Genomic DNA, 23,341 nt, shown 5'->3' with positions numbered 1-23,341 from the left:
GTCTCATAGGGGCGTCCGGGTCCCCGATGCGGTTCCCGCCTCCGCCCCCGCCGCGGCACGCAGCCCGGTCCGCGCGTCCATCAGCGCGAACCCGAGCAGATTCAGCCCCCGCCAGGCCGCCGGGTCCTCCGCACGCGGATCATCCGCCGCCAGCCCGATACCCCAAACCCGGTCTATCGGGCTCGCCTCGACCAGCACCCGGTCGCCCGTGCCCAGCAGGAACTCCCGCAGCGCCGGGTCCTGGCCGAACTTGTGGCGGCTGCCCTCCACCACGAGCCCGTACCGCTCGCGCTCCCAGACGGCCTCGTCGAAACCGCGGACCAGCCGTCCCACCTTCTTCGCCTGGGCCGGGCTCTTCGCGGCCACCGCCGCTTCCGCCGCCCCGGCGTCACCGAACAGCCGCGCCTTGCCGGCCATCATCCAGTGCTCGGCCGACGCGTACGTCACCCCGTCGACCGTGAACGGTGACGGCCACCACTGACTGAGGCAACTCGCGCCGATCGTGCCGTCAGGGCGCGGCCGGTGCCCCCAGAACCTCAGGTATTTCACCCTCTCGCCCCGGCCGGTCCGCGCCACGAGGCCATCGATGTGTTCCATGACACGGGAGTCTGGCATCCGCCACTGACACTACGTACGGGGAATTCCGCACTGACGCGACACATGGTCGACAGATTCCGTTGCGTAACCAAAAGGCAACAACGGAATCACTTGTTGGGCGGGGTCCCCTCTGCCAGGATCGGCACTCAAATCGAGCAGAAGCTACGCCGCCCCCGCTCTGCGGGGACAGCGGCGGAGGAGAGCGTGATGGGTAACAGCTTCCAGGTACAGGACCGCTTCGCGGACGGCGCGCAGTACATCGGGGGAAGACTGCGACCCGGCACATCGGGACGCAGCCACGACGTGGTGAACCCGGCCACGGGCAAGACCGTCTACACGTACGAGCTGGCGGGCACCGCCGATGTCGACGCGGCGGTCGCCGCCGCACGCGCCGCCTTCCCCGGCTGGTCGGGGGCCACCCCGGCCGAGCGGTCCGAGGCGATGCACCGCTTCGCCGCCGTCCTCGCCGAGCAGGCGGACGACTTCGCGTACGCCGAGTCCCTCCAGTGCGGCAAGCCGGTCAAGCTGTCCACCGAGTTCGACGTGCCCGGAACGGTGGACAACACCTCGTTCTTCGCGGGCGCCGCCCGCCATCTGGAGGGCAAGTCCGCCGCCGAGTACGACGGCGACCACACCTCGTACGTACGGCGGGAGGCGATCGGTGTCATCGGCTCCATCGCCCCCTGGAACTACCCGCTCCAGATGGCTGCCTGGAAGGTCCTCCCTGCCATCGCCGCGGGCAACACCATCGTGCTGAAGCCCGCCGAGATCACCCCGCTGACCTCGTTGATGTTCGCGCGGGCGGCCACCGAGGCCGGCATCCCGGACGGCGTGATCAACATCGTCAGCGGCGCCGGAAAGGAGGCCGGTGAACACCTCGTCGGCCACCCCGACGTCGTGATGACCTCCTTCACCGGCTCCACCGCAGTCGGCAAGCGGGTCGCGGAGATCGCCACCTCGACCGTCAAGCGCCTCCACCTCGAACTCGGCGGCAAGGCCCCCTTCCTGGTCTTCGACGACGCCGACCTGGAGGCCGCGGTCAACGGGGCGGTCGCCGGCTCCCTCATCAACACCGGCCAGGACTGCACGGCGGCCACCCGCGCCTACGTCCAGCGCCCGCTGTACGACGCCTTCGTGCGGGGCGTCGCCGAGCTGATGGCGACCGTCCGGGTCGGTGACCCGTTCGCCCCGGGGACCGACCTCGGCCCGCTGATCAGCCACGCCCAGCGCGACCGGGTCGCCGGATTCGTCGAGCGCGCCCGCGCGTACGCCACCGTCGTCACCGGTGGCGAGGCCCCCGGCGGTGAACTGGCCGACGGCGCCTACTACCGGCCGACCCTGATCGCCGGAGCGGCCCAGGACAGCGAGATCGTCCAGTCCGAGATCTTCGGCCCGGTCCTGGTCGTGCTGCCCTTCGACACCGACGACGAAGGCATCTCGCTGGCCAACGACACCCCCTACGGGCTCGCCGCCTCCGCCTGGACCCGCGACCTGTACCGGGCCAATCGCGCCACCCGCGAGATCAAGGCGGGCTGCGTCTGGGTGAACGACCACATTCCGATCATCAGCGAGATGCCGCACGGCGGGTACAAGGCCAGCGGCTTCGGCAAGGACATGTCGTCGTACTCCTTCGAGGAGTACACGCAGGTCAAGCACGTCATGTACGACAACACCGCGGTCGCCCGCAAGGACTGGCACCGCACGATCTTCGGGGACCGATAGGACCGCCCCCCATGTGACGGACGGTCCACCCCGGCCGGTCCGGCCGCACACCCTCCCGAAAGGGCAACGTCCATGGAGCAGTACGAGCCCGAGCGTCTCTCCGCGGCCCAGCTGGCCGCGGTGCGTCGCACTCTGACCAGTGGCAGGGGAGCACTCACCCGCCGATCGCTGCTGCGCGCCTCCGGTACCGGCGCGCTCACACTCGGCGGACTGGGCGCGCTGAGCGCGTGCGGGATCCCTCCCGCGAAGCGGGAGGGGGACGCCGCGGCGGCCTCCGACGACCACTCGGCCAAGGAGAAGCAGGTCAACTTCTCCAACTGGACCGAGTACATGGACGTCACCGACGACGGCAAGCACCGGCCCACCGCGGAGCAGTTCACCGAGCGGACCGGAATCAAGGTCAAGTACACCGAGGACATCAACGACAACGTCGAGTTCTTCGGCAAGATCAAGCCGCAGCTCGCGGCCGGCCAGGACACCGGCCGCGACATCATCTGTGTCACGGACTGGCTGGCCGCCCGCATCGTCCGCCTCGGCTGGGCGCAGAAGCTCGACCCCTCGAACCTGCCGCACGCCTACGCCAACCTCTCGGCCCAGTTCCGCTCCCCGGACTGGGACCCCGGCCGCGCCTACTCCTACCCCTGGGCCGGGATCCCCACCGTCATCGCCTACAACTCCAAGGCGACCGGCGGCCGCCGGATCGACTCCGTCAGCCAGCTGCTCGACGACCCCCGGCTCAAGGGCCGGGTCAGCTTCCTCTCGGAGATGCGCGACTCCATCGGCATGACCCTGCTCGACATGGGCAAGGACCCCGGCGCCTTCACCGACGCCGACTACGACGCCGCGATCGGCCGGCTCCAGAAGGGCGTCGACCGCAACCAGATCCGCCGTTTCACCGGCAACGACTACACCGCGGATCTCGACAAGGGCGACATCGCCGCCTGCGTCGCCTGGGCCGGCGACATCATCCAGCTCCAGGCCGGCAACCCGGACGTCAAGTACGCGATACCCGCCGCGGGCTACGTCATATCCAGCGACAACATGCTGGTTCCGGTGAAGGCACGGCACAAGACCAACGCCGAGAAGCTCATCGACCACTACTACCGGCCACCGGTCGCCGCCGAGCTCGCCGCGTACATCAACTTCGTCTGCCCGGTCGACGGGGTCCGCGAGGAACTCGCGAAGATCGACCGTTCGATGGCCGACAACCCGCTGATTCTCCCGGACAAGAAGATGGCGTCCGCCTCGCACGCCTTCCGGTCCCTGACCGCCGAGGAAGAGACGGCGTACGAGGAGAAGTTCGCCAAGCTCATCGGCGCCTGACGCCACGCCCTTCCTCCCCCGATCTCCCCCTGACACCACTGGGACTGCGATCCATGACACAGCAGCAGACAGGCGGCGATGTCCGCCTCACCGGGATCAGCAAGACGTACGGCTCCTTCGCCGCCGTCCAACCGCTCGATCTGACCGTCCCGCAGGGCTCCTTCTTCGCGCTGCTCGGCGCGTCCGGCTGCGGCAAGACCACCACCCTGCGCATGATCGCGGGCCTGGAGGAGGCCACCACCGGCACCGTCTCGCTCGGCGGCCGGGACATCACCGACCTCCCCCCGTACAAGCGGCCTGTCAACACGGTCTTCCAGAGCTACGCGCTCTTCCCGCACCTCGACATCACGGAGAACGTCGCCTTCGGACTGCGCCGGCGCGGCATCAAGTCGGTCAAGAAGCAGGTCGACGACATGCTGGAGCTCGTCCAGCTCGGCGACTTCGCCCGGCGTAAACCCCACCAGCTCTCCGGCGGCCAGCAACAGCGCGTCGCCGTCGCCCGCGCCCTGATCAACCACCCGCAGGTGCTGCTCCTCGACGAGCCGCTCGGCGCCCTCGACCTCAAGCTGCGCCGCCAGATGCAGCTGGAACTCAAGCGCATCCAGACCGAGGTCGGCATCACGTTCGTCCATGTCACCCACGACCAGGAGGAGGCCATGACCATGGCCGACACCGTCGCGGTGATGAACGCGGGCCGGGTCGAGCAGCTCGGCGACCCCGCCGATCTCTACGAGAATCCGGGGACGACGTTCGTCGCCAACTTCCTCGGCACCTCGAACCTGATCGAGGGCGAAGTCCTCTCCACCGGCACCGAGATCGTCGTATCGGCCGGCGGCGGGAAGCTCCGGCTGCCCGCCGGCCGCTGTCCGGCGCCGACCGCGAAGGGCGGCAAGCTGCTCCTGGGCATCCGCCCCGAGAAGATATCCCTCGCGCACCGCGACGACGCGGACGAGATATCGGAGGGCCGCAACCGGGTCACCGGACGGATCGTCGACTCCAGCTTCATCGGCGTCTCCACGCAGTACGTGGTGGAGAGCCCGGCCGGCAAGGCCCTCCATGTGTACGAGCAGAACGTCGAGAGGCGCGCGGGACTCACCCCGGGCAGCGAGGTCGTCCTGCACTGGAACCCGGCCCACACCTTCGGCCTGGACGCCACCCAGGACATCGACGCAGGTGTGGAGACGGTGGAGGACGCGGCGTGAGCGTCACCCAGGAGGCGCCACCCGCTCCCGTCGAGGAGCTCAAGGTGCGCAAGCCCTCCACCCGCAAGCGCCTCGTCCCCTACTGGCTGCTGCTCCCCGGCATCCTGTGGCTCGTCGTCTTCTTCGCGCTGCCGCTGATCTACCAGGGGTCGACCTCCGTACAGACCGGATCCCTGGAGAAGGGCTTCGAGGTCACCTGGCACTTCCAGACGTACTGGGACGCGCTGACCGACTACTACCCGCAGTTCATCCGCTCCCTGCTGTACGCGGGCACCGCGACGATCCTGTGCCTGCTGCTCGGCTACCCGCTCGCCTACCTCATCGCGTTCAAGGCCGGCCGCTGGCGCAACCTGGTGCTGGTGCTGGTCATCGCCCCGTTCTTCACCAGCTTCCTGATCCGCACGCTCGCCTGGAAGACGATCCTCGCGGACGGCGGCGCGGTCGTCGACGTACTGAACACCCTGCACGTCCTGGACGTCACCAGCTGGCTCGGCTGGACCGAGTCCAACCGGGTGCTGGCCACGCCGATGGCGGTGGTCTGCGGTCTCACGTACAACTTCCTGCCGTTCATGATCCTTCCGCTCTACACCTCGCTGGAACGGATCGACGGCCGGCTGCACGAGGCCGCCGGGGACCTGTACGCCACCCCCGCCACCACCTTCCGCAAGGTGACGTTCCCGCTCTCCATGCCGGGCGTGGTCTCCGGCACCCTGCTGACCTTCATCCCGGCCAGCGGTGACTACGTGAACGCGGAACTGCTGGGCTCCACCGACACCAAGATGGTCGGCAGCGTCATCCAGACCCAGTTCCTGCGCGTCCTCGACTATCCGACGGCGGCCGCGCTCTCCTTCATCCTCATGGCCGTCGTGCTGATCGCGGTCACCCTCTACATCCGCCGCTCCGGGACGGAGGACCTGGTCTGATGCCCGTACTGCGCTGGCTGCGACGCCACATCATCGTCATCGCGGGTCTGCTGACCCTCGCCTACATGATCCTGCCGAACATCGTCGTGATGGTGTTCTCCTTCAACAAGCCCAACGGGAGGTTCAACTACTCCTGGCAGCGCTTCTCGCTGGACGCCTGGAAGGACCCCTGCGGGGTGGCCGACATGTGCGGCTCGCTCTCGCTCTCCCTCCAGATCGCCGTCTGGGCCACGGTCGGCGCGACCGTGCTCGGCACGATGATCGCGTTCGCCCTGGTCCGCTACCGCTTCCGGGCGCGCGGCGCGATCAACTCGCTGATCTTCCTGCCGATGGCGATGCCCGAGGTCGTCATGGCCGCCTCGCTGCTCACCCTGTTCCTCAACATGGGCGCACAGCTGGGCTTCTGGACGATCCTCATCGCGCACATCATGTTCTGCCTCAGCTTCGTCACGACGGCGGTCAAGGCGCGGGTCATGTCGATGGACCCCAGGCTTGAGGAGGCGGCGCGCGATCTGTACGCCGGGCCCGTGCAGACCTTCGTACGGGTCACCCTGCCGATCGCCGCCCCCGGAATCGCCGCGGGAGCGCTGCTCGCATTCGCGCTCTCCTTCGACGATTTCATCATCACCAATTTCAACGCGGGCTCCACCGTGACCTTCCCCATGTTCGTCTGGGGCTCGGCACAGCGCGGCACGCCCGTGCAGATCAACGTCATCGGTACGGCGATGTTCATCATTGCGGTACTGGTGGTTCTCGCCGGCCAGCTCATCGCGAACCGGCGCAAGAACAGCGCACGACCCTGAAAGTCCCGAAGGAGTTGGAAACCATGGCCCCAGTCGCCATGCGCACCGCCGCCCAGTCACTCGCCGACGCGAAGCCGGTCTCGTTCTGGCTGGACGACCCCGGCAGGCCCGAAGCGCTCCCCGCGCTCATCGGCGACGAGCACTGCGATCTCCTCGTCATCGGCGCCGGCTACAGCGGACTGTGGACCGCGCTGCTCGCCAAGGAGCGCGAACCGGAACGTGATGTCGTACTCATCGAGGGGCACGAGACGGGCTGGGCCGCCTCGGGCCGCAACGGCGGATTCTGCGCCGCCTCCCTCACTCATGGCCTGCCCAACGGGCTGGAGCGCTGGCCCGGGGAGATCGAGAAGCTGGAGGAGCTGGGCGCGCGCAACCTCGACGCCATCGAGGAGGCGGTCGCCCGCTACGGCATCGACTGCGAGTTCGAGCGCACCGGTGAAATCGATGTCGCCACCCAGCCCCACCAGCTCGAAGAGCTGCGGGAATGGCACCAGGAGATGGAGCGGCGCGGCTTCGGCGGCGTCGAGTTCCTCGACCGCGACGCGCTGCGCGCCCATGTCGACTCACCGACATTCCTGGGCGGCCTCTGGGACCGCCGCGGGGTCGCGATGCTGCACCCCGCCAAGCTGGCCTGGGGCCTCAAGCAGGCCTGTCTCGACCTGGGTGTGCGGATCCACGAGCACACCCGCGGCCTGGAGCTGGCCAGAACCGGAACCGGAATGGCGGTCCGCACCCCGTACGGAAGGGTCTTCGCCCGCCGCGTCGCCCTCGGTACGAACATCTTCCCGTCGCTCGTGAAGCGGGTGCGCCCGTACACCGTCCCGGTCTACGACTACGCGCTCATGACGGAGCCGCTGACCGCCGGACAGCTCGCCGCCATCGGTTGGCGGAACCGGCAGGGGCTGGGAGACAGCGCCAACCAGTTCCATTACTTCCGGCTCTCCGCGGACAACCGGATCCTGTGGGGCGGATACGACGCGATCTATCCGTACGGGGGCCGGCTCAGCGCCGGTCTCGACCAGCGGCCGGAAACGTTCCTGAAACTCGCCGGGCAGTTCTTCGAATGCTTCCCGCAATTGGCGGGAGTGCGTTTCACTCATGCCTGGGGCGGTGCGATCGACACCTGTTCCCGATTCTCCGCGTTCTTCGGTACGGCCCATCAGGGCCGGGTCGCCTATGCCGCCGGATACACCGGACTCGGCGTCGGAGCCACCCGGTTCGGCGCCGATGTGATGCTCGACCTCCTCGCCGGCGAGCGGACGGAGCGGACCGCGCTGGAGATGGTGCGCAGCAAGCCGATGCCGTTTCCGCCGGAGCCGCTGGCCTGGGCCGGAATCGAGCTGACGAAGCGCTCCCTGGCCAGGGCCGACGACAACGGCGGCCACCGCAATCTGTGGCTGCGGACGATGGACCGGATGGGACTCGGCTTCGACAGCTGAACCCCCGTCCGACCTGCGGCGCCGCCCGGCCGGGCGCACCGTGACCCAGTTCACTACTGGTTGGTAGCCGAACCCGCGTAATGGATCGGTCCCGCCCCGCTCTCTCCCGTGAACGCACCCGCAAATCCCTGCCGGTGCGGAACGGAACGGAGGCGGGCCATGACTGGCTCGGGGGTCAAGGCAGCGGTCGAGTGGCTCGTGTCGGTGGCACCGGATCCCGGCGCCTGCCGGTGGGAGTGGGAGCGTAATCCGCAGGGGATCGCGCTCCTTCCCGCCGGCCGGCGCTGGGATGTGCTGATTCTGCCGGGGGAGCTGGGCTATCCGACGCTCGACGTGCTCACCCGGCTCATCGACCGGCCGGGGCCGGTCCTCGCCGACTTCGGCGACGCCCGCATCGGGTTCTTCGTGCCGCCGGGCACCGCCGACCGCTGGATCGGCACGGGGATCCGCGGCGCGGGCCAGGGCACCTGGATCGTGGTGCCCTATCCGGGGCGGGCCGTCGGCGGGGTGCGCTGGCTGATTCCGCCCGACGGATCGGGCACGCTCACCGACGCCACACTGCTGGAACTCGCGATGCACGAGGCCGCGGGAGGGGCCGCGGCGGGGGACATCGATTAGGCGGCCGGATGCCAGAGGTCTTGACAACCGGATTGGTCTGGACCATGTTGTGCGCGCCACACTCAATTCCCCCCTGCACGGAGGCCGTTGTGGAACGCACGGGACCCCCCGCCCGCATTACCGGACTTCTGGCCGCCTTCACGGCGGCCCTGCTGGCCGCCGGCGGCCTGGCCGCCTCGGCGCCGAGCGCCGCTGCGGCCGACGCCGATCTGGCGCGCAACGGAACCTTCGAGGCCGGCCTGGACGGCTGGAGCTGTACGGGCGGCAGCGGAGCCGCCGTCAGCACCCCCGTGCACGGCGGCACCTCGGCGCTGAAGGCGACCCCGGCCGGCAGCGACAACGCCAAGTGCTCCCAGACCGTGAGGGTCAAGCCCGACTCCACGTACACGCTGAGCGCCTGGGTGCAGGGCAGCTACGTCTACCTGGGCGCGGACGGCACCGGCACGACCGACGTGTCCACCTGGACGCAGTCCGCCGACGGCTGGAAGCAGCTCACCACCACGTTCAAGACGGGCGCCTCCACCACCTCGGTGAGCGTCTACACGCACGGCTGGTACGGCACCCCCGCCTACTACGCCGACGACCTCACCCTCGTCGGCCCCGGCGGCGACCCGGTCGCGCTCCCGGCGGTGCCCGCGGGCCTCAAGGCCGGCACGGCCACCGCGTCCTCGGTCCCGCTGTCCTGGACGGCGTCCGCGGGCGCCACCGGCTACAACGTCTACCAGGGCGGTACGAAGGTCCTCTCCGCCACCGGCACCTCGGCGACCGTGACGGGCCTCGCGGCCTCGACCGCGTACAGCTTCCAGGTCACCGCCACCAACGCGGCGGGCGAGTCCGCCAAGTCCGCCGCGGTGCCCGCCACCACCAAGACCGGCAGCAGTGGGGGCGGCGGCAGCACGGACCTGCCGGCCCACGCCCTCGTCGGCTATCTGCACTCCAGCTTCGCCAACGGCTCCGGCTACACCCGGATGGCGGACGTGCCCGACTCCTGGGACGTGATCGACCTGGCCTTCGGCGAGCCGACCTCCGTCACATCGGGCGACATCCGCTTCTCGCTCTGCCCGGTCGCCGAGTGCCCGAACGTCGAGTCCGCGGCCGAGTTCAAGGCGGCCATCAAGGCCAAGCAGGCCGCGGGCAAGAAGGTGCTGATCTCCATCGGCGGCCAGAACGGACAGGTGCAGCTCGCCACCACCGCCGCCCGTGACACCTTCGTCTCCTCGGTCAGCAAGATCATCGACGAGTACGGTCTGGACGGACTGGACATCGACTTCGAGGGCCACTCGCTCTCGCTGAACACCGGCGACACCGACTTCCGCAGCCCCACCACGCCGGTCGTCGTCAACCTGATCTCCGCGGTGAAGACCCTCAAGGCCAAGTACGGCGACAAGTTCGTCCTCACCATGGCCCCCGAGACCTTCTTCGTGCAGCTCGGCTACCAGTACTACGGCTCGGGCCCCTGGGGCGGCCAGGACCCGCGCGCCGGCGCCTACCTCCCGGTGATCCACGCCCTGCGCGACGACCTCACCCTGCTGCACGTCCAGGACTACAACTCGGGCTCCATCATGGGTCTGGACAACCAGTACCACTCGATGGGCGGCGCCGACTTCCACATCGCGATGACCGACATGCTGCTGACCGGCTTCCCGGTGGCGGGCGACCAGACCAAGATCTTCCCCGGTCTCCGCCCCGACCAGGTCTCGATCGGCCTGCCGGCCTCCACCCAGGCGGGCAACGGCCACACCTCGCCCGCCGAGGTCACCAAGGCGCTGAACTGCCTGACGAAGAAGACCGACTGCGGCTCGTACGCCACCCACGGCACCTGGTCCGGACTCCGCGGACTGATGACCTGGTCGATCAACTGGGACCGCTTCAACAACTGGGAATTCTCGAAGAACTTCGACGCCTACTTCGGCGGCTGAGCACCAGCGGGACGAGCAGCAGCCCGCACAGGAACCAGCTGCCCAGCACGTCCAGCGGCCAGTGATAGCCGCGCAGCACCAGACCGATGCCCGTCGCCGCCGTCAGCAGGACAGCGGCGACGGGCATCATCCATGAGCGCCTCACATACGGGGCGAGCAGCAGCGCGGCCGCCCCGTACGCCACCGCGGCGGTCGCCGCATGGCCCGACGGGTAGTAGCCGGTGGCGTCGGTCAGCGGCCCCGGGCGGGCGATCCAGTCCTTGAGCGGGACGACGAGCAGCGGCACCGCGGCCATGGTGAGCGCCGCGGTGAACGGTTCACGGCGCGCCCCGCGCACCAGCGACCAGACGATCGCGCAGCCCAGCACCGGCAGCGCGACCTGGGTGTTGCCGAGATCGGCGAGGAATTCGGCGAGCCGGGCCGGACCGTGACCGACCAGGGCCCGGCCGGTGCGCTCGTCGAGGCCGCGCAGCGGGCCGCCGGCCGCGATCTGCCAGGTGGTGAGCGCGAACAGGGCCAGCAGGCCCGACACCACGGAAACGAGAAGAGCCGTCCGCCCCGGAACAGGGGGGGTTGTTCCGGGGCGGACGGTCGGACCGGTGTGCCGCGCGCCCCGGGGGGTGTGGGGCGGGCGGCCATCCGATCGGTGAGGAGTTCCGGAGCCCGAGGCTCCAGTGGTGTGCGCGAAGGCACAACCAGGACGGCGCTGGGGGAGCTCCGACCCGGTATCGCCCGCAGTTCCCTGCGGGCGGGGTGTTTCTCTCATCTGCGGAAACCGTACGTCAGGCGATGGGGGGACCGACAGCGGGAACGGTATCCCGCCATCGCCCCCGCACACCTTCTTCACAGGCCCTCACCCGGGCGCCGGGCATCCCCGGAGGAAACGCCGCGCGCCGCCTCCGGAACCCGCGGCCTCAGATCGTGGCGAACGCCTGCTCGATGACGTCGAGGCCCTCGTCCAGCAGGTCCTCGCCGATCACCAGCGGCGGCAGGAAGCGCAGGACGTTGCCGTACGTGCCGCAGGTGAGCACCAGCACACCCTCGGCGTGGCAGGCCTTGGCGAGCTGCGCGGCCGCCTCCGGGTTCGGGTCCTTGGTGCCGGACTTCACCAGCTCGATCGCGATCATCGCGCCGCGGCCGCGGATGTCACCGATCAGGTCGCCGTTCGGCAGCTTCGCCCGCATCCGCGTGAGCCGGCCCTTCATGACCTCCTCGATGCGCTTCGCCTTCCCGTTCAGGTCCAGCTCGCGCATCGTCTCGATGGCGCCGAGGGCCCCGGCGCAGGCGACCGGGTTCCCGCCGTACGTACCGCCGAGGCCGCCGGCGTGCGCCGCGTCCATGATCTCGGCGCGGCCGGTGACCGCGGAGAGCGGGAGGCCGCCCGCGATGCCCTTGGCGGTGGTGATCAGGTCGGGGACGATGCCCTCGTCCTCGCAGGCGAACCACTGGCCGGTGCGGCAGAAGCCGGACTGGATCTCGTCGGCGACGAAGACGATGCCGTTGTCCCGGGCGAACCGCGCGATCGCCGGGAGGAAGCCCTTGGCCGGCTCGATGAACCCGCCCTCACCGAGCACCGGCTCGATGATGATCGCGGCGACGTTGTCCGCGCCGATCTGCTTGGTGATCTGGTCGATGGCCTGGGCGGACGCCTCCGCACCGGCGTTCTCGGCACCGGTCGGCCAGCGGTAGCCGTACGCCACCGGCACCCGGTAGACCTCGGGCGCGAACGGGCCGAAGCCCTGCTTGTACGGCATGTTCTTCGACGTCAGCGCCATCGTGAGGTTGGTCCGGCCGTGGTAGCCGTGGTCGAAGACGACGACTGCGGTGCGTTTGGTGTACGCACGGGCGATCTTCACCGCGTTCTCGACGGCCTCGGCGCCCGAGTTGAACAGCGCGGACTTCTTCGCGTGGTCGCCCGGCGTCAGCTCGGCGAGCTGCTCGCAGACCTCGACGTACCCCTCGTACGGAGTGACCATGAAACAGGTGTGGGTGAAGTCGGCGAGCTGCGCCGACGCGCGCCGCACCACGGCCTCGGCGGAGGCGCCGACCGACGTCACGGCGATACCGGAGCCGAAGTCGATCAGCCGGTTGCCGTCCACGTCCTCGATGATCCCGCCACCGGCACGGGCGGTGAACACCGGCAGCGTGGAGCCCACACCGGCGGCGACCGTCGCGAGACGGCGGGCCTGCAGCTCCACCGACTTCGGGCCGGGAATGGCGGTGACGAGGCGGCGCTCCTGCGGAATAGCGGTCATGCGGGGCTCCTGGGGGTGTTTCGGACGCTTCTGTTTCTGCAGGCTAGGGGCGGGGACGGGGCGCGGGCATGCTCCGATCGGGAGTGATGAGGGGCGTGTCCTTGTCCGCGACGGACAGAAGGCGGTACGGGGACGGGCCGGCCGCTTCCCCGTCACTATCCGGGCGCCTTGCTGAACTCCCCGTGTCCGCGCACTAGATTGACCGTGCAGCGGTCGGACCTGGCTGGTCAGGGGGCAACGGTTCATGGACAACGAAGGCACGCACGGCACCTGGGGCACGCGGGGTGCGCAGCCGCCCGACGGCCGCCCCGGCGGGCCCGGGAGCTCCGTGCCGCACCCGGCCGGCCCGCCGCCCGCCGCCCCGCCCGCGTTCCCTCCGACGGTGCCGCCGCCTGCGGTGGAGTCCTGGGCCATGACACCGCCCGCGACCGCGCCGGCCCGGCCCGCGACGCCGCCCGGCCGCTACCGGACAGCCGGTGCGGGACCGCCGACGGCCGACTGGCTGAACGCGCCGCGCCCCGCCGGCGATCCGGGCGTGTGGCGCTACGCCTACGTGCCGCGGCCCGCCGAGCGGGCCCCGCGCCCCTCCCTGGTGGGACCGGCCGCGACGCTGGCCCTGTGGCTCCTGCTGTGGCTGCTGCTCACCGAGCGCGCCGTCCCCTACGTGTTCAAGCCGATCGAGATCATCACCGGGCCCCAGTGGTGGACGTTCGGCGGCCTCCGGGACGACGCGCCCGCGCTGGTGGTCAACTCCACCACGCTCTACTACCAGGTCCTCGTGCTCGCCCTGGGCTTCTGGGCCGCCCGGATCGGCGGCTGGGCCCACCTCTTCCGCTACTTCGCGGGCTCCCGTCTGGACCGCGCCAGGTTCATCGTCTCGGCGGCCGGCGCCCTGCTCACCCTGTGGCTCGTATGGACCCGGCGGGTGCCGCTCGCGGACGTCATCCTGCCCGCGGTGCCCACCGGCCTGATGCAGGGGGGCGGCAACCAGTACGCGGCGCTCTTCGTCTCGATCGTGCTCTACGCGCTGATCGGCACCGCGATCGTGTGGCCCTTCGCCAGGATCGGCCAGTGGGCGGTGGAGCTCGGCCCCCTCCTGGCCCGCCTGCGGAAGCAGCCGCCGCAGCGGCCCCGGACCGCTCCCGGCCTGCCCGGAACCCCTCCCGCACGGACAGGGCCGGCCCCGGCGGACTGGCCCGAGCTGCGGGCCGCGGGCCGGGTGGACGCCGCGGAGGCGCTCACGGCGGCCGTGCACACCGGCCGGATGAACGATGTGGACTGCGTACGGCTGCGCCACGCCTGGGCCGTCGCCCGGACCCGCCCCGACCGCCTCGAATCCTTCACCGAAACCGTGCTGCGCAAGGGCGCGACCGCCTATCTGCACCCCTCGGGCCACCGCGATCTGCCGCTGCGCACCGCCCCGCACGACCCGCTCACGGGCCAGGTCCGGATCGGCGGCTGCGCGGACGACCCGCGCAACCCCTATCCGCGCCGCGGTTCGGGCATGGCCCTGGAGCCCGCGTCGCTGGGAACCTCGCTCCTGGCGGTCGGGCCACCCGGCTCGGGCAAGACCGCCGGGGTGGTCCGGCCGGTCATCGAAGCCCTCGCCCTCAGGGCGCTCACCGGCCAGGCGGCGGTCCTCGCCGTCGGCGGGGCGGGCGCACAGCTGGGACCGGACGACGCCTACGACGTCGTCGTCAGGATCGGTGACCCCGCGTCCGTGCACGACTTCGACCTCTACGGCGGCACCACCGACCCCGACGAGGCCGCGGCAACCCTCGCGGAGGGGCTGGTCGGTGACGTCCCCGGCCTGGACAGCAGGCGTGCGGGCACCGTGCTCGGCCAGCTCCTGGGCCCCTACCGCACCGTCCACGGCAGATTCCCCGGCGTCCCCGAACTCCGCGAACTCCTGGAGGGCTCCGTTACCGCGCTGACCGCCCTGCGCCAGGCCCTGGAGGCGGACGGCCGGCACACGATGCTGCGCGAGCTGGACGCGCGAGCCCGGCAGGCGGGCGGCTCGGGAGACCCGGCCGCCGTGCTCGCCGACCGGATCGCCGTGCTCGACCGGCCGGCGTTCGCCGGATTCTTCTCCACCGGTGACGACGCCCGGCCGTTCTCGCTGCGGTCCCTGGAACAGCACCCGCTGCGGGTCCGCATCGATCTGCCGGAACGGGCCCACGCCGAGGCGTCCCACGTCCTGGCCCGCCTCGTCCTGGCCCAGTTCAACGCGGTCACCGCGGCCCGCTCCGACCGCTCGCTGTTCGCCTGCCTGGTCCTGGACGACGCCACCCACAGCGTCACCGCCGAAACCGTCCGGGGCATCCGGCGGCTGCGGTCCGTCAACGCCGGGGCGGTCCTCGCGCTCCGGACCCTGGACGACGTGCCCGAGGCGCTGCACACCGCCCTGCTCGGGTCGGTCGGCTGCAACATGGCCTTCTCCGGCGTCTCCACCTGGGACGGCAAACGCTTCGCCGAGGCGTGGGGCAAGGAATGGGTGGAGGTCCGGGAGGTCGCCCAGCACGGCGTCTTCGCCGACCAGCCGCTCACCCGGGCCCTGCACGCCCTGCGGAAGCTGGCCACCGGCAAGGCCGTGACCACGGACGCCGTGACCGTGCGCCGGGTCGAGCGGGAACGCTGGTCCGCCTCGGGTCTTGCCTATGAACTGCCGGCCGGTCACGCGGTCCTCTCCCTCACCACCGTCGACGGCGAGCACGCACCCCCGCTCCTGGTGCGGCTGGGGGACTGACGGGTTACGCGGGAGTAGCGGTACGGGAGGGCTGCGAGCGGTTACGGGAACCCTGCCGCCCTGGCAGAATCGATGGCAGCCGTTCATACGGGACGGCACAATCGACGCCCCCTCCCAAAGGTCGCCCGTCCCATGCCGCCCACGCTCGCCTCGCTCGTCCAGCACTCGGCGCTCAAGCTCACGGTCCGGGCGGGGGCCGACCGGCTCGACACGCCCGTGCGCTGGGCGCACGCCAGCGAGCTGACCGACCCCGTCCGCTACATGGAGGGCGGCGAGCTGCTGCTGGTCACCGCGACCAATCTCGACGCCGAGAGCCCGGAGGGTATGCAGCGGTACGTGCGACGGCTGGCCGGGTCCGGAGTCGTCGGGGTGGGCTTCGCCGTCGGCGTGAACTACGACGACGTACCGAGGGCACTGATCGACGCCGCCGAGGAAGCGGGCCTGCCGCTCCTCGAAGTGCCCCGCCGGACCCCGTTCATCGCCATCGCCAAGGCGGTCTCCTCGGAGATCGCCGCCGACCAGTACCGGGCCGTCACCGCCGGCTTCGACGCGCAGCGCGAACTCACCAGGGCGGCGCTCACCGGGGACGGACCCATCGAACTCCTCACCCGGCTCGCCGCGCACGTCGACGGCTGGGCCGCGCTGTACGACGCCTCCGGGGCGGTCGTGGCCGCCGCCCCGGACTGGGCCGCCCGCCGCGCCGCCCGGCTCACCCCCGACGTGGAACGCCTGCGGGACCGCCCGGCCCCCGCCAGCGTGGTCGTCGGCGGCACCGACGACCGGATCGAGCTCCAGTCCCTGGGCACCGGCCGCCGGGCCCGCGGCGCACTCGCCGTCGGCACCGGGGCGGCGCTCGGCACCGCGGAACGGTACGCGGTGCACTCGGCGGTCGCCCTGCTCACCCTCATCACCGCCCGCTCCAGCTCGCTCCAGGGCGCCGAACAGCGGCTCGGCGCCGCGGTGCTGCGGATGCTGCTCGCCGGCCAGCCCGACCACGCGCGCGCCGTCGCCGGAGATCTCTACGGCGGACTGCTCGACGCGCCCTTCCGGCTGCTCATCGCCGAGGCCACCGAACCCTCGACCACGGGGCAGCTGGCCGAGGCGATGGAGAACGCGGCCTCCCGGTCCGGCGAGACCGTGCTCATGGTGCCCGAGGGCGAACGCCTCGTCGTCCTGGCCGCCGACGGGGGCGCCGCGGTCGCCGCCTGCACGGCCTACGCGGAGGCCCAGGAGAAACGGCCCGCGCACGAACCGGCGGAGGACACCGAAGTGGTCGTCGGCCTCTCCGCCCCCGCGGGGCCGATCGCCGTCTCGGCCGCGTACAAGCAGGCCGAACAGGCCCTGTCGGTGGCCCGCAGGCGGGGCAGGGCGCTGGTCGAGCACGAGGAGCTGGCGACCGGCTCGGTGCTCCCGCTGCTCGCCGACGACGCGGTGCGCGCCTTCGCGGACGCCATGCTCCGCGCCCTGTACGAACACGACACCAAGGGCCGCGGCGACCTGGTCGCCTCCCTGCGGGCCTGGCTCTCCCACCACGGCCAGTGGGACGCCGCCGCCGCGGACCTGGGAGTGCACCGGCACACCCTGCGCTACCGGATGCGCAGGGTGGAGGAGATCCTCGGCCGCTCGCTGGACGATCCGGACAGCCGGATGGAACTCTGGCTCGCCCTCAAGGTCACCAGCCCCCCGGCTGCGTAGAAGAAACAGGGACCCACCTGCGACAAACCGGCGTGCCCCGGAGCGCCTCTGCTCCATGCCGGACAAACGCCACGCGGACGGCACGGCCCTACGGTGGGGGCGGAACACCCCACGACATCGAAGGGCCGGAACCTCCATGACCTCCACCCACGCCTTCTGGCTGGCCGGCCGCGAGGCCACCGGCGAGGAAAGCTTCGACGTCACCAACCCCTGGGACGGCCGGCTCGTCGGCACCGTCGCCGTGCCCACCGAGGCCCAGGTCGAGGAGGCGGTCGCCGCCGCCCACGCCGTGCGCGACGAGTTCGCCGCGACCCCGGCCCACGTCCGCGCCGCCGCGCTCGACCACGTCGCCCGGCGCCTGACGGAGCGCACCGAGGAGATCGCCCGGCTGATCTCCGCCGAGAACGGCAAGCCCGTCAAGTGGGCGCGCGGCGAGGTCGGCCGTGCCGTCTCGGTGTTCCGGTTCGCCTCCGAGGAGGCCCGCCGCTTCAACGGCGGCGACGCCCAGCGCCTGGACACCGACCCCGGCGGCACCGGCCGCCTCGGCCTGACCCGGCGCTTCCCGCGCGGCACGGTCCTGGGCATCGCCCCGTTCAACTTCCCGCTGAACCTCAGCGCCCACAAGGTCGCCCCGGCCATCGCCGTCGGCGCCCCGATCATCCTGAAGCCCGCCCCGGCCACCCCGATCTCGTCGCTGATCCTGGGCGAGCTGCTGGCCGAGACCGACCTGCCGGCCGGCTCCTGGTCCGTGCTGACGGTCCCCAACGACCGGATGCCCGCCCTCGTCCAGGACGAGCGGCTGCCCGTGATCTCGTTCACCGGCTCCGCCCCGGTCGGCTACTCGATCATGGACTCGGTGCCGCGCAAGCACTGCACCCTGGAGCTCGGCGGCAACGGCGCGGCGGTCGTCCTCGGCGACTACGCCTCCGAGGCGGACCTGGACTGGGCCGCGACCCGTATCGCGATCTTCTCCAACTACCAGGGCGGCCAGTCCTGCATCTCGGTGCAGCGCGTCATCGCGGACGCCACGGTCTACGACCGGCTGCTCCCGAAGATCGTCGCGGCCGTCGAGGCCCAGGTCACCGGCGACCCGTCCGACGCCGCCACCGACGTCGGCCCACTGGTCAACGAGGACGCCGCCAAGCGCGTCGAATCCTGGGTCGAGGAGGCCGTACAGGCCGGCGGCACGCTGCTCACGGGCGGCAAGCGCGACGGGGCGACCTACGCCCCGACCGTCCTCACCGACCTCCCCGACGGCGTCAGCCTCTCCTGCGAGGAGGTCTTCGGACCGGTGCTCTCGGTGCAGAGGGTGGACGGCGAGGCCGAGGCGTTCGCCTCCGTCAACTCCTCCAAGTACGGGCTCCAGGCAGGCGTGTTCACCCACGACCTGCAGACCGCCTTCCGCGCCCACCGCGCGCTGGAGGTCGGCGGCGTGATCATCGGCGACGTCCCCTCGTACCGCGCGGACCAGATGCCGTACGGCGGCACCAAGCAGTCCGGCACCGGCCGGGAGGGCGTCCGGTACGCGATGGACGACTACACCTACGAGCGGGTCCTGGTCCTCACCGGCCTCGCCCTGTAGCGCCCGCGGCCCGCAGGGGCCTCAGTCGAGCGGCCGGAGCCCACTGTGCGGGGGCTCCGGCCGTTTCCGTATTCCGCGAGCCGGGCCGGTCAGTGGAGTGGCGGCCGACCCGATCGGCGCCCCGAGGATGGTGGCACCGGCAGGAATCGGGTACATACGGACAAGTAGAAGTCCCCCGACGAAGCGGCGAGGTGAGCTCCTCATGTCCGCACCATCCGCACAACGGCCGTCCGCACACCAGCACACGCCCAAGGTCTCCGAGCGTGAAGCGCGCCAAGTGGCCGAGGACGCGCGTGAGCGCGACTGGCACAAACCCAGTTTCGCCAAGGAACTCTTCCTGGGCCGCTTCCGCCTGGACCTGATCCATCCGCATCCGCTGCCGGCCGGCGAGGACGTCCGGCGCGGCGAGGAGTTCCTCGCCCGGCTGCGCGAGTTCTGCGACAGCACGATCGACGGGGCCCTGATCGAGCGCGAGGCCAGGATCCCCGACGAGGTGGTCAACGGCCTCAAGGAACTCGGCGCGCTGGGCATGAAGATCGACGTGAAGTACGGCGGTCTGGGCCTGACCCAGGTGTACTACAACAAGGCCCTCGCCCTGGTCGGTTCCGCCAGCCCGGCGATCGGCGCCCTGCTCTCCGCCCACCAGTCCATCGGCGTGCCCCAGCCGCTGAAGATCTTCGGCAGCCAGGAGCAGAAGGACACCTTCCTGCCCCGGCTCGCCCGTACCGACATCTCGGCGTTCCTCCTCACCGAACCGGACGTCGGCTCCGACCCGGCACGCCTGGCCACCTCCGCCGTCCCGGACGGCTCCGACTACGTGCTCGACGGGGTGAAGCTGTGGACGACCAACGGGGTCGTCGCCGATCTGCTCGTCGTCATGGCCCGGGTCCCGAAGTCGGAGGGCCACAAGGGCGGCATCACGGCCTTCGTGGTCGAGGCCGACGCCCCCGGCATCACCGTGGAGCACCGCAACGCCTTCATGGGGCTGCGCGGCCTGGAGAACGGCGTCACCCGCTTCCACCAGGTCCGCGTCCCCGCGGCCAACCGGATCGGACCGGAAGGCGCCGGGCTCAAGATCGCGCTCACCACCCTCAACACCGGCCGGCTCTCGCTGCCCGCCATGTGCGTCGGCTCCGGGAAATGGTGTCTCAAGATCGCCCGCGAGTGGTCGGCGGTCCGCGAGCAGTGGGGCAGGCCGGTCGCCCGGCACGAGGCGGTCGGCTCGAAGATCTCCTTCATCGCCGCGACCACCTTCGCCCTCGAAGCGGTCGTCGACCTCGCCTCCCAGATGGCCGACGAGAACCGCAACGACATCCGGATCGAGGCCGCGCTCGCCAAGCTGCTGGGCTCCGAGATGGGCTGCCTGATGGCCGACGAGCTCGTCCAGATCCGCGGCGGCCGGGGCTTCGAGACGGCGGAGTCCCTCGCCGCCCGCGGTGAACGGGCCGTCCCCGCCGAGCAGATGCTCCGGGACATGCGCATCAACCGGATCTTCGAGGGCTCGACGGAGATCATGCACCTGCTGATCGCCCGGGAGGCGGTCGACGCCCACCTGAAGGTCGCCGGGGACATCATCGACCCCGACAAGCCGCTCTCCGCCAAGGCGAAGGCGGGCGCCAACGCCGCCGGCTTCTACGCCCGGTGGCTGCCCAAGCTCGTCGCCGGACCCGGACAGCTTCCGGGCACCTACGGGGAGTTCCACCCCGCGGGCCATGCCGATCTGTCCGGCCATCTGCGCTACGTCGAGCGCTCCTCCCGCAAGCTGGCGCGCTCCACCTTCTACGCGATGTCGCGCTGGCAGGGCCGGATGGAGACCAAGCAGGGCTTCCTCGGCCGGATCGTCGACATCGGCGCGGAACTCTTCGCGATGAGCGCGGCCTGCGTCCGGGCCGAACTCCTGCGCACCGGCGACGACCACGGTCGCGAGGCGTACCAGCTGGCCGACGCCTTCTGTCACCAGTCCCGCGTCCGGATCGAGGAACTCTTCACCCGGCTGTGGTCCAACACCGACGACCTGGACCGGCGCGTGGTCGACGGCGTCCTGTCGGGCACGTACACCTGGCTGGAGGAGGGCATCGTCGACCCGAGCGGCGAAGGCCCGTGGATCGCCGACGCCACCCCCGGCCCCTCCACCCGCGACAACGTGCACCGGCCCATCCGCTGAGCGCCCGACGCCGGACCGGGCGGGGCACGTCCACTCGCTGGACGCGCCCCGCCGCCGCGCGCGTGGCACGGCAGGATGGGGACCCGTGACCGTCATCCACGTCCCCGGTTCCAAGTCCGTCACCGCGCGCGCCCTCTTCCTGGCCGCCGCCGCGAACGGCACCAGTACGCTCGTACGTCCGCTGAGCTCCGACGACACCGAGGGCTTCGCCGAAGGGCTCACCGGCCTCGGCTACCAGGTGGTGCGGGAGGCGGAGCGCTGGCGGATCACCGGCCGCCCCTCCGGGCCCGCCGTCACCGAAGCCGACATCTACTGCCGCGACGGCGCGACCACGGCCCGCTTCCTGCCGACGCTCGCCGCGGCCGGGGCGCACGGCACCTACCGCTTCGACGCCTCCGCGCAGATGCGCCGCCGCCCCCTCGCCCCGCTCACCGAGGCGCTGCGGACCCTCGGCGTCGACCTCCGCCACGAGGCGGCCGAGGGCCACCACCCGCTGCGGATCACCGCCGCGGGCATCAGGGGCGGCGAACTCACCCTGGACGCCGGGCAGTCCAGCCAGTACCTCACCGCGCTCCTGATGCTCGGACCGCTGACGGCCCAGGGGCTCCGGATCACCGTCACGGAACTGGTGTCGGCGCCCTACATCGACATCACCCTGGCGATGATGCGTGGCTTCGGCGTCGAGGTCACCCGAGGCGGCCCCGGCGACAACGTCTTCACGGTGCCGCCCGGCGGCTACCGGGCCACCACGTACGCCGTCGAGCCGGACGCCTCCACCGCGAGCTACTTCTTCGCGGCGGCGGCCCTCACCGGCCGGGAGGTCACCGTCCCCGGACTCGGCAGGGACGCCCTCCAGGGAGATCTGGGGTTCGTCGGCGTACTGCGCCGGATGGGCGCCGAGGTGCGCACGACCGCCGAATCCACCACCGTCCGCTCCACCGGGACGCTCCGCGGCCTCACCGTCAACATGCGCGACATCTCCGACACCATGCCGACGCTGGCGGCGATCGCCCCCTACGCCTCGGGGCCGGTGCGCATCGAGGACGTCGGCAACACGCGCGTGAAGGAGTGCGACCGGCTGGAGGCGTGCGCCGGGAACCTGCGGCGGATGGGCGTCACGGTCGCGACGGGCCCGGACTGGATCGAGATCCAGCCGGGCACCCCGCGGGCCGCGGAGATCACCACCCACGGCGACCACCGCATCGTCATGTCGTTCGCCGTCGCAGGCCTGCGGACCCCCGGCCTCACCTACGACGACCCCGGCTGCGTACGCAAGACCTTCCCCCGGTTCCACGAGGCCTTCGCCGCGTTCGCGCAGCTGCCGGCCCGGCCGGAGCCCGGTCCGGGAAATCCTGGGCGGGTGCCCGAGGGGCAGGGATAGTCTCCGCGGCATGATGTCCGCCTCCGATGTCCTTTCCGTGCTCTCCCTGCTGCGCGAGGCCGGTACGGACGTGGTGATCGCCGGTGGCTGGGGGATCGACGCGCTGCTCGGCGAGGAGACCCGCCCCCACCAGGACCTCGACCTGCTGCACCGCCGCGAACAGGAACCCGCCCTCGTCGCCGCCCTGGTGGCGGCCGGCTACGCGCGGACGGTCGACTGGCGGCCCGTACGGTTCGTCCTCAGCCATCCGTCCGGGTCCGAAATCGACCTGCATCCACTGGAGTTCGCCCCCGACGGGTCGGCGACCCAGTCGTCGTTCGACCCGCTGGAGCCGTTCCGCTACCCGACGGAGTGCTTCGTCACCGGCACCATCGGCGGGACGCCGGTGCGCTGCATCTCGGTGCGGCAGCAGGTCGAGTTCCACCAGGGCTACGACCCCGGCCCGGCCGACCTGCACGACATGGCCCTGCTCCGCGGGGAGTTCGGCGTCGCCACGCATTTCTGAGGGCGACCGGCCCGCCGGTGTCCCGGACCGGCGTGATGCAGCACAATCGAGCGTCGGCCGGGAGCGCGACGGGCACCAGGAAACCAGCGAACAGGGGACAGGTATGCACGGGGCGAGGAATCCGCGGGGACGGCGGCACCGGGTGGCCGCCGGGATCGTGGCCGCGACGGCCCTGGGCGTATCCGCCTGCGGCAGCGACGACGACGGCAAGGGCGGCTCCGCCGGTGCGGACAAGGGCGCCAAGGCCCCGGCCAAGCGCTCCGTCGCCCGCTCCGGCTCCACCACCCTCGCCTTCCGCGCGGAGATCACCTCCGCCGAGGACATCGGCGGAGTCCCGTCCGAGATCATGGCCGCCCAGTGGGCGAAGTTCCGCGCGGCCAGGGGCTGAGGCCGCGATGAACGAGCGGTCACGGGCCGGTGCCGGGGGCGCCCTGTCCACGGACACGGCGGATGCGGCAACAATGGGG

At 71.3% G+C, this 23,341-nt stretch carries 18 protein-coding genes; 15 read left to right on the top strand and 3 right to left on the bottom strand.

Annotated features, from left to right (window positions below):
• Nucleotides 1-3: 3 nt before the first annotated feature.
• Nucleotides 4-597: an NADAR family protein gene (locus ACZ6S6_RS27245; RefSeq protein ID WP_469707189.1), complete on the bottom strand. Its 594-nt coding sequence runs from the start codon at nt 595-597 to the stop codon at nt 4-6.
• Nucleotides 598-804: 207 nt separating this feature from the next.
• Between ACZ6S6_RS27245 and ACZ6S6_RS27240 the strand changes: the two genes are divergently transcribed.
• The 8 genes from ACZ6S6_RS27240 to ACZ6S6_RS27205 all read left to right on the top strand — a co-directional run bounded on the left by ACZ6S6_RS27240 (nt 805) and on the right by ACZ6S6_RS27205 (nt 10,546).
• Nucleotides 805-2,319, top strand: a complete 1,515-nt coding sequence (locus ACZ6S6_RS27240) for a gamma-aminobutyraldehyde dehydrogenase (protein WP_469707188.1) — start codon at nt 805-807, stop codon at nt 2,317-2,319.
• Nucleotides 2,320-2,391: 72 nt separating this feature from the next.
• On the top strand, nt 2,392-3,642 hold the full coding sequence (locus ACZ6S6_RS27235; protein WP_469707187.1) for a polyamine ABC transporter substrate-binding protein: 1,251 nt from the start codon (nt 2,392-2,394) through the stop codon (nt 3,640-3,642).
• 53 nt (nt 3,643-3,695) lie between these two features.
• Complete coding sequence (locus tag ACZ6S6_RS27230) at nt 3,696-4,844, top strand: ABC transporter ATP-binding protein (protein WP_362966828.1); 1,149 nt, start codon at nt 3,696-3,698, stop codon at nt 4,842-4,844.
• Nucleotides 4,841-5,767: an ABC transporter permease gene (locus ACZ6S6_RS27225; protein ID WP_362966826.1), complete on the top strand. Its 927-nt coding sequence runs from the start codon at nt 4,841-4,843 to the stop codon at nt 5,765-5,767. The genes ACZ6S6_RS27230 and ACZ6S6_RS27225 overlap by 4 nt, the downstream gene beginning before the upstream one ends.
• Nucleotides 5,767-6,570 (top strand): ABC transporter permease, encoded by an 804-nt coding sequence (locus tag ACZ6S6_RS27220; protein ID WP_362966824.1) that lies wholly within the window; start codon nt 5,767-5,769, stop codon nt 6,568-6,570. Before ACZ6S6_RS27225 ends, ACZ6S6_RS27220 begins: the two co-directional genes overlap by 1 nt.
• A 23-nt stretch (nt 6,571-6,593) precedes the next feature.
• Nucleotides 6,594-8,009: an NAD(P)/FAD-dependent oxidoreductase gene (locus tag ACZ6S6_RS27215; RefSeq protein ID WP_469707186.1), complete on the top strand. Its 1,416-nt coding sequence runs from the start codon at nt 6,594-6,596 to the stop codon at nt 8,007-8,009.
• 159 nt (nt 8,010-8,168) lie between these two features.
• The gene (locus ACZ6S6_RS27210; RefSeq protein WP_362966820.1) at nt 8,169-8,627 is read left to right on the top strand and encodes a hypothetical protein; all 459 of its coding nucleotides are present in this window, start codon (nt 8,169-8,171) and stop codon (nt 8,625-8,627) included.
• An 89-nt stretch (nt 8,628-8,716) separates the two neighbouring features.
• Nucleotides 8,717-10,546, top strand: a complete 1,830-nt coding sequence (locus ACZ6S6_RS27205; RefSeq protein ID WP_469707185.1) for a chitinase — start codon at nt 8,717-8,719, stop codon at nt 10,544-10,546.
• On the opposite strand, the gene ACZ6S6_RS27200 is transcribed toward ACZ6S6_RS27205, so the two are convergent.
• Nucleotides 10,497-11,312 (bottom strand): phosphatase PAP2 family protein, encoded by an 816-nt coding sequence (locus ACZ6S6_RS27200; RefSeq protein ID WP_469707184.1) that lies wholly within the window; start codon nt 11,310-11,312, stop codon nt 10,497-10,499. The genes ACZ6S6_RS27205 and ACZ6S6_RS27200 overlap by 50 nt on opposite strands.
• A gap of 148 nt (nt 11,313-11,460) precedes the next feature.
• The gene (gene gabT / locus ACZ6S6_RS27195) at nt 11,461-12,801 is read right to left on the bottom strand and encodes a 4-aminobutyrate--2-oxoglutarate transaminase (RefSeq protein WP_362966814.1); all 1,341 of its coding nucleotides are present in this window, start codon (nt 12,799-12,801) and stop codon (nt 11,461-11,463) included.
• Nucleotides 12,802-13,045: 244 nt separating this feature from the next.
• On the opposite strand from gabT, the gene ACZ6S6_RS27190 reads away from it, so the two are divergent.
• From ACZ6S6_RS27190 to ACZ6S6_RS27160, 7 genes are all read left to right on the top strand, one after another.
• Nucleotides 13,046-15,547, top strand: coding sequence for a type IV secretory system conjugative DNA transfer family protein (locus ACZ6S6_RS27190; RefSeq protein ID WP_362966812.1), 2,502 nt, complete (start codon nt 13,046-13,048; stop codon nt 15,545-15,547).
• A gap of 132 nt (nt 15,548-15,679) precedes the next feature.
• On the top strand, nt 15,680-17,242 hold the full coding sequence (locus ACZ6S6_RS27185; RefSeq protein WP_469707183.1) for a PucR family transcriptional regulator: 1,563 nt from the start codon (nt 15,680-15,682) through the stop codon (nt 17,240-17,242).
• Between the two features lie 136 nt (nt 17,243-17,378).
• Complete coding sequence (locus tag ACZ6S6_RS27180; RefSeq protein ID WP_469707182.1) at nt 17,379-18,824, top strand: aldehyde dehydrogenase family protein; 1,446 nt, start codon at nt 17,379-17,381, stop codon at nt 18,822-18,824.
• Between the two features lie 202 nt (nt 18,825-19,026).
• A complete protein-coding gene (locus ACZ6S6_RS27175; RefSeq protein ID WP_469707181.1) occupies nt 19,027-20,988 on the top strand; it encodes an acyl-CoA dehydrogenase family protein in 1,962 nt (653 codons plus the stop codon).
• An 85-nt stretch (nt 20,989-21,073) separates the two neighbouring features.
• Nucleotides 21,074-22,369: a 3-phosphoshikimate 1-carboxyvinyltransferase gene (gene aroA, locus ACZ6S6_RS27170; protein WP_469707180.1), complete on the top strand. Its 1,296-nt coding sequence runs from the start codon at nt 21,074-21,076 to the stop codon at nt 22,367-22,369.
• Between the two features lie 10 nt (nt 22,370-22,379).
• Nucleotides 22,380-22,874: a nucleotidyltransferase domain-containing protein gene (locus ACZ6S6_RS27165; RefSeq protein WP_469707179.1), complete on the top strand. Its 495-nt coding sequence runs from the start codon at nt 22,380-22,382 to the stop codon at nt 22,872-22,874.
• Nucleotides 22,875-22,977: 103 nt separating this feature from the next.
• Nucleotides 22,978-23,262: a hypothetical protein gene (locus tag ACZ6S6_RS27160; protein WP_469707178.1), complete on the top strand. Its 285-nt coding sequence runs from the start codon at nt 22,978-22,980 to the stop codon at nt 23,260-23,262.
• Nucleotides 23,263-23,341: the final 79 nt, after the last annotated feature.

It is taken from the genome of Streptomyces sp. NPDC048671 (genome assembly GCF_055587045.1).
Note: the sequence above shows the minus strand (reverse complement) of the source record. Positions and strands in the feature narration are given on the sequence as shown.

Coding starts and splice junctions, on each gene's coding strand:
- ACZ6S6_RS27245 (WP_469707189.1), bottom strand. CDS start 597: ATGGAACACATCGATGGCCTCGTGGCGCGGACCGGCCGGGGCGAGAGG.
- ACZ6S6_RS27240 (WP_469707188.1), top strand. CDS start 805: ATGGGTAACAGCTTCCAGGTACAGGACCGCTTCGCGGACGGCGCGCAG.
- ACZ6S6_RS27235 (WP_469707187.1), top strand. CDS start 2,392: ATGGAGCAGTACGAGCCCGAGCGTCTCTCCGCGGCCCAGCTGGCCGCG.
- ACZ6S6_RS27230 (WP_362966828.1), top strand. CDS start 3,696: ATGACACAGCAGCAGACAGGCGGCGATGTCCGCCTCACCGGGATCAGC.
- ACZ6S6_RS27220 (WP_362966824.1), top strand. CDS start 5,767: ATGCCCGTACTGCGCTGGCTGCGACGCCACATCATCGTCATCGCGGGT.
- ACZ6S6_RS27215 (WP_469707186.1), top strand. CDS start 6,594: ATGGCCCCAGTCGCCATGCGCACCGCCGCCCAGTCACTCGCCGACGCG.
- ACZ6S6_RS27210 (WP_362966820.1), top strand. CDS start 8,169: ATGACTGGCTCGGGGGTCAAGGCAGCGGTCGAGTGGCTCGTGTCGGTG.
- ACZ6S6_RS27200 (WP_469707184.1), bottom strand. CDS start 11,312: ATGAGAGAAACACCCCGCCCGCAGGGAACTGCGGGCGATACCGGGTCG.
- gabT (WP_362966814.1), bottom strand. CDS start 12,801: ATGACCGCTATTCCGCAGGAGCGCCGCCTCGTCACCGCCATTCCCGGC.
- ACZ6S6_RS27190 (WP_362966812.1), top strand. CDS start 13,046: ATGGACAACGAAGGCACGCACGGCACCTGGGGCACGCGGGGTGCGCAG.
- ACZ6S6_RS27185 (WP_469707183.1), top strand. CDS start 15,680: ATGCCGCCCACGCTCGCCTCGCTCGTCCAGCACTCGGCGCTCAAGCTC.
- ACZ6S6_RS27180 (WP_469707182.1), top strand. CDS start 17,379: ATGACCTCCACCCACGCCTTCTGGCTGGCCGGCCGCGAGGCCACCGGC.
- ACZ6S6_RS27175 (WP_469707181.1), top strand. CDS start 19,027: ATGTCCGCACCATCCGCACAACGGCCGTCCGCACACCAGCACACGCCC.
- ACZ6S6_RS27165 (WP_469707179.1), top strand. CDS start 22,380: ATGATGTCCGCCTCCGATGTCCTTTCCGTGCTCTCCCTGCTGCGCGAG.
- ACZ6S6_RS27160 (WP_469707178.1), top strand. CDS start 22,978: ATGCACGGGGCGAGGAATCCGCGGGGACGGCGGCACCGGGTGGCCGCC.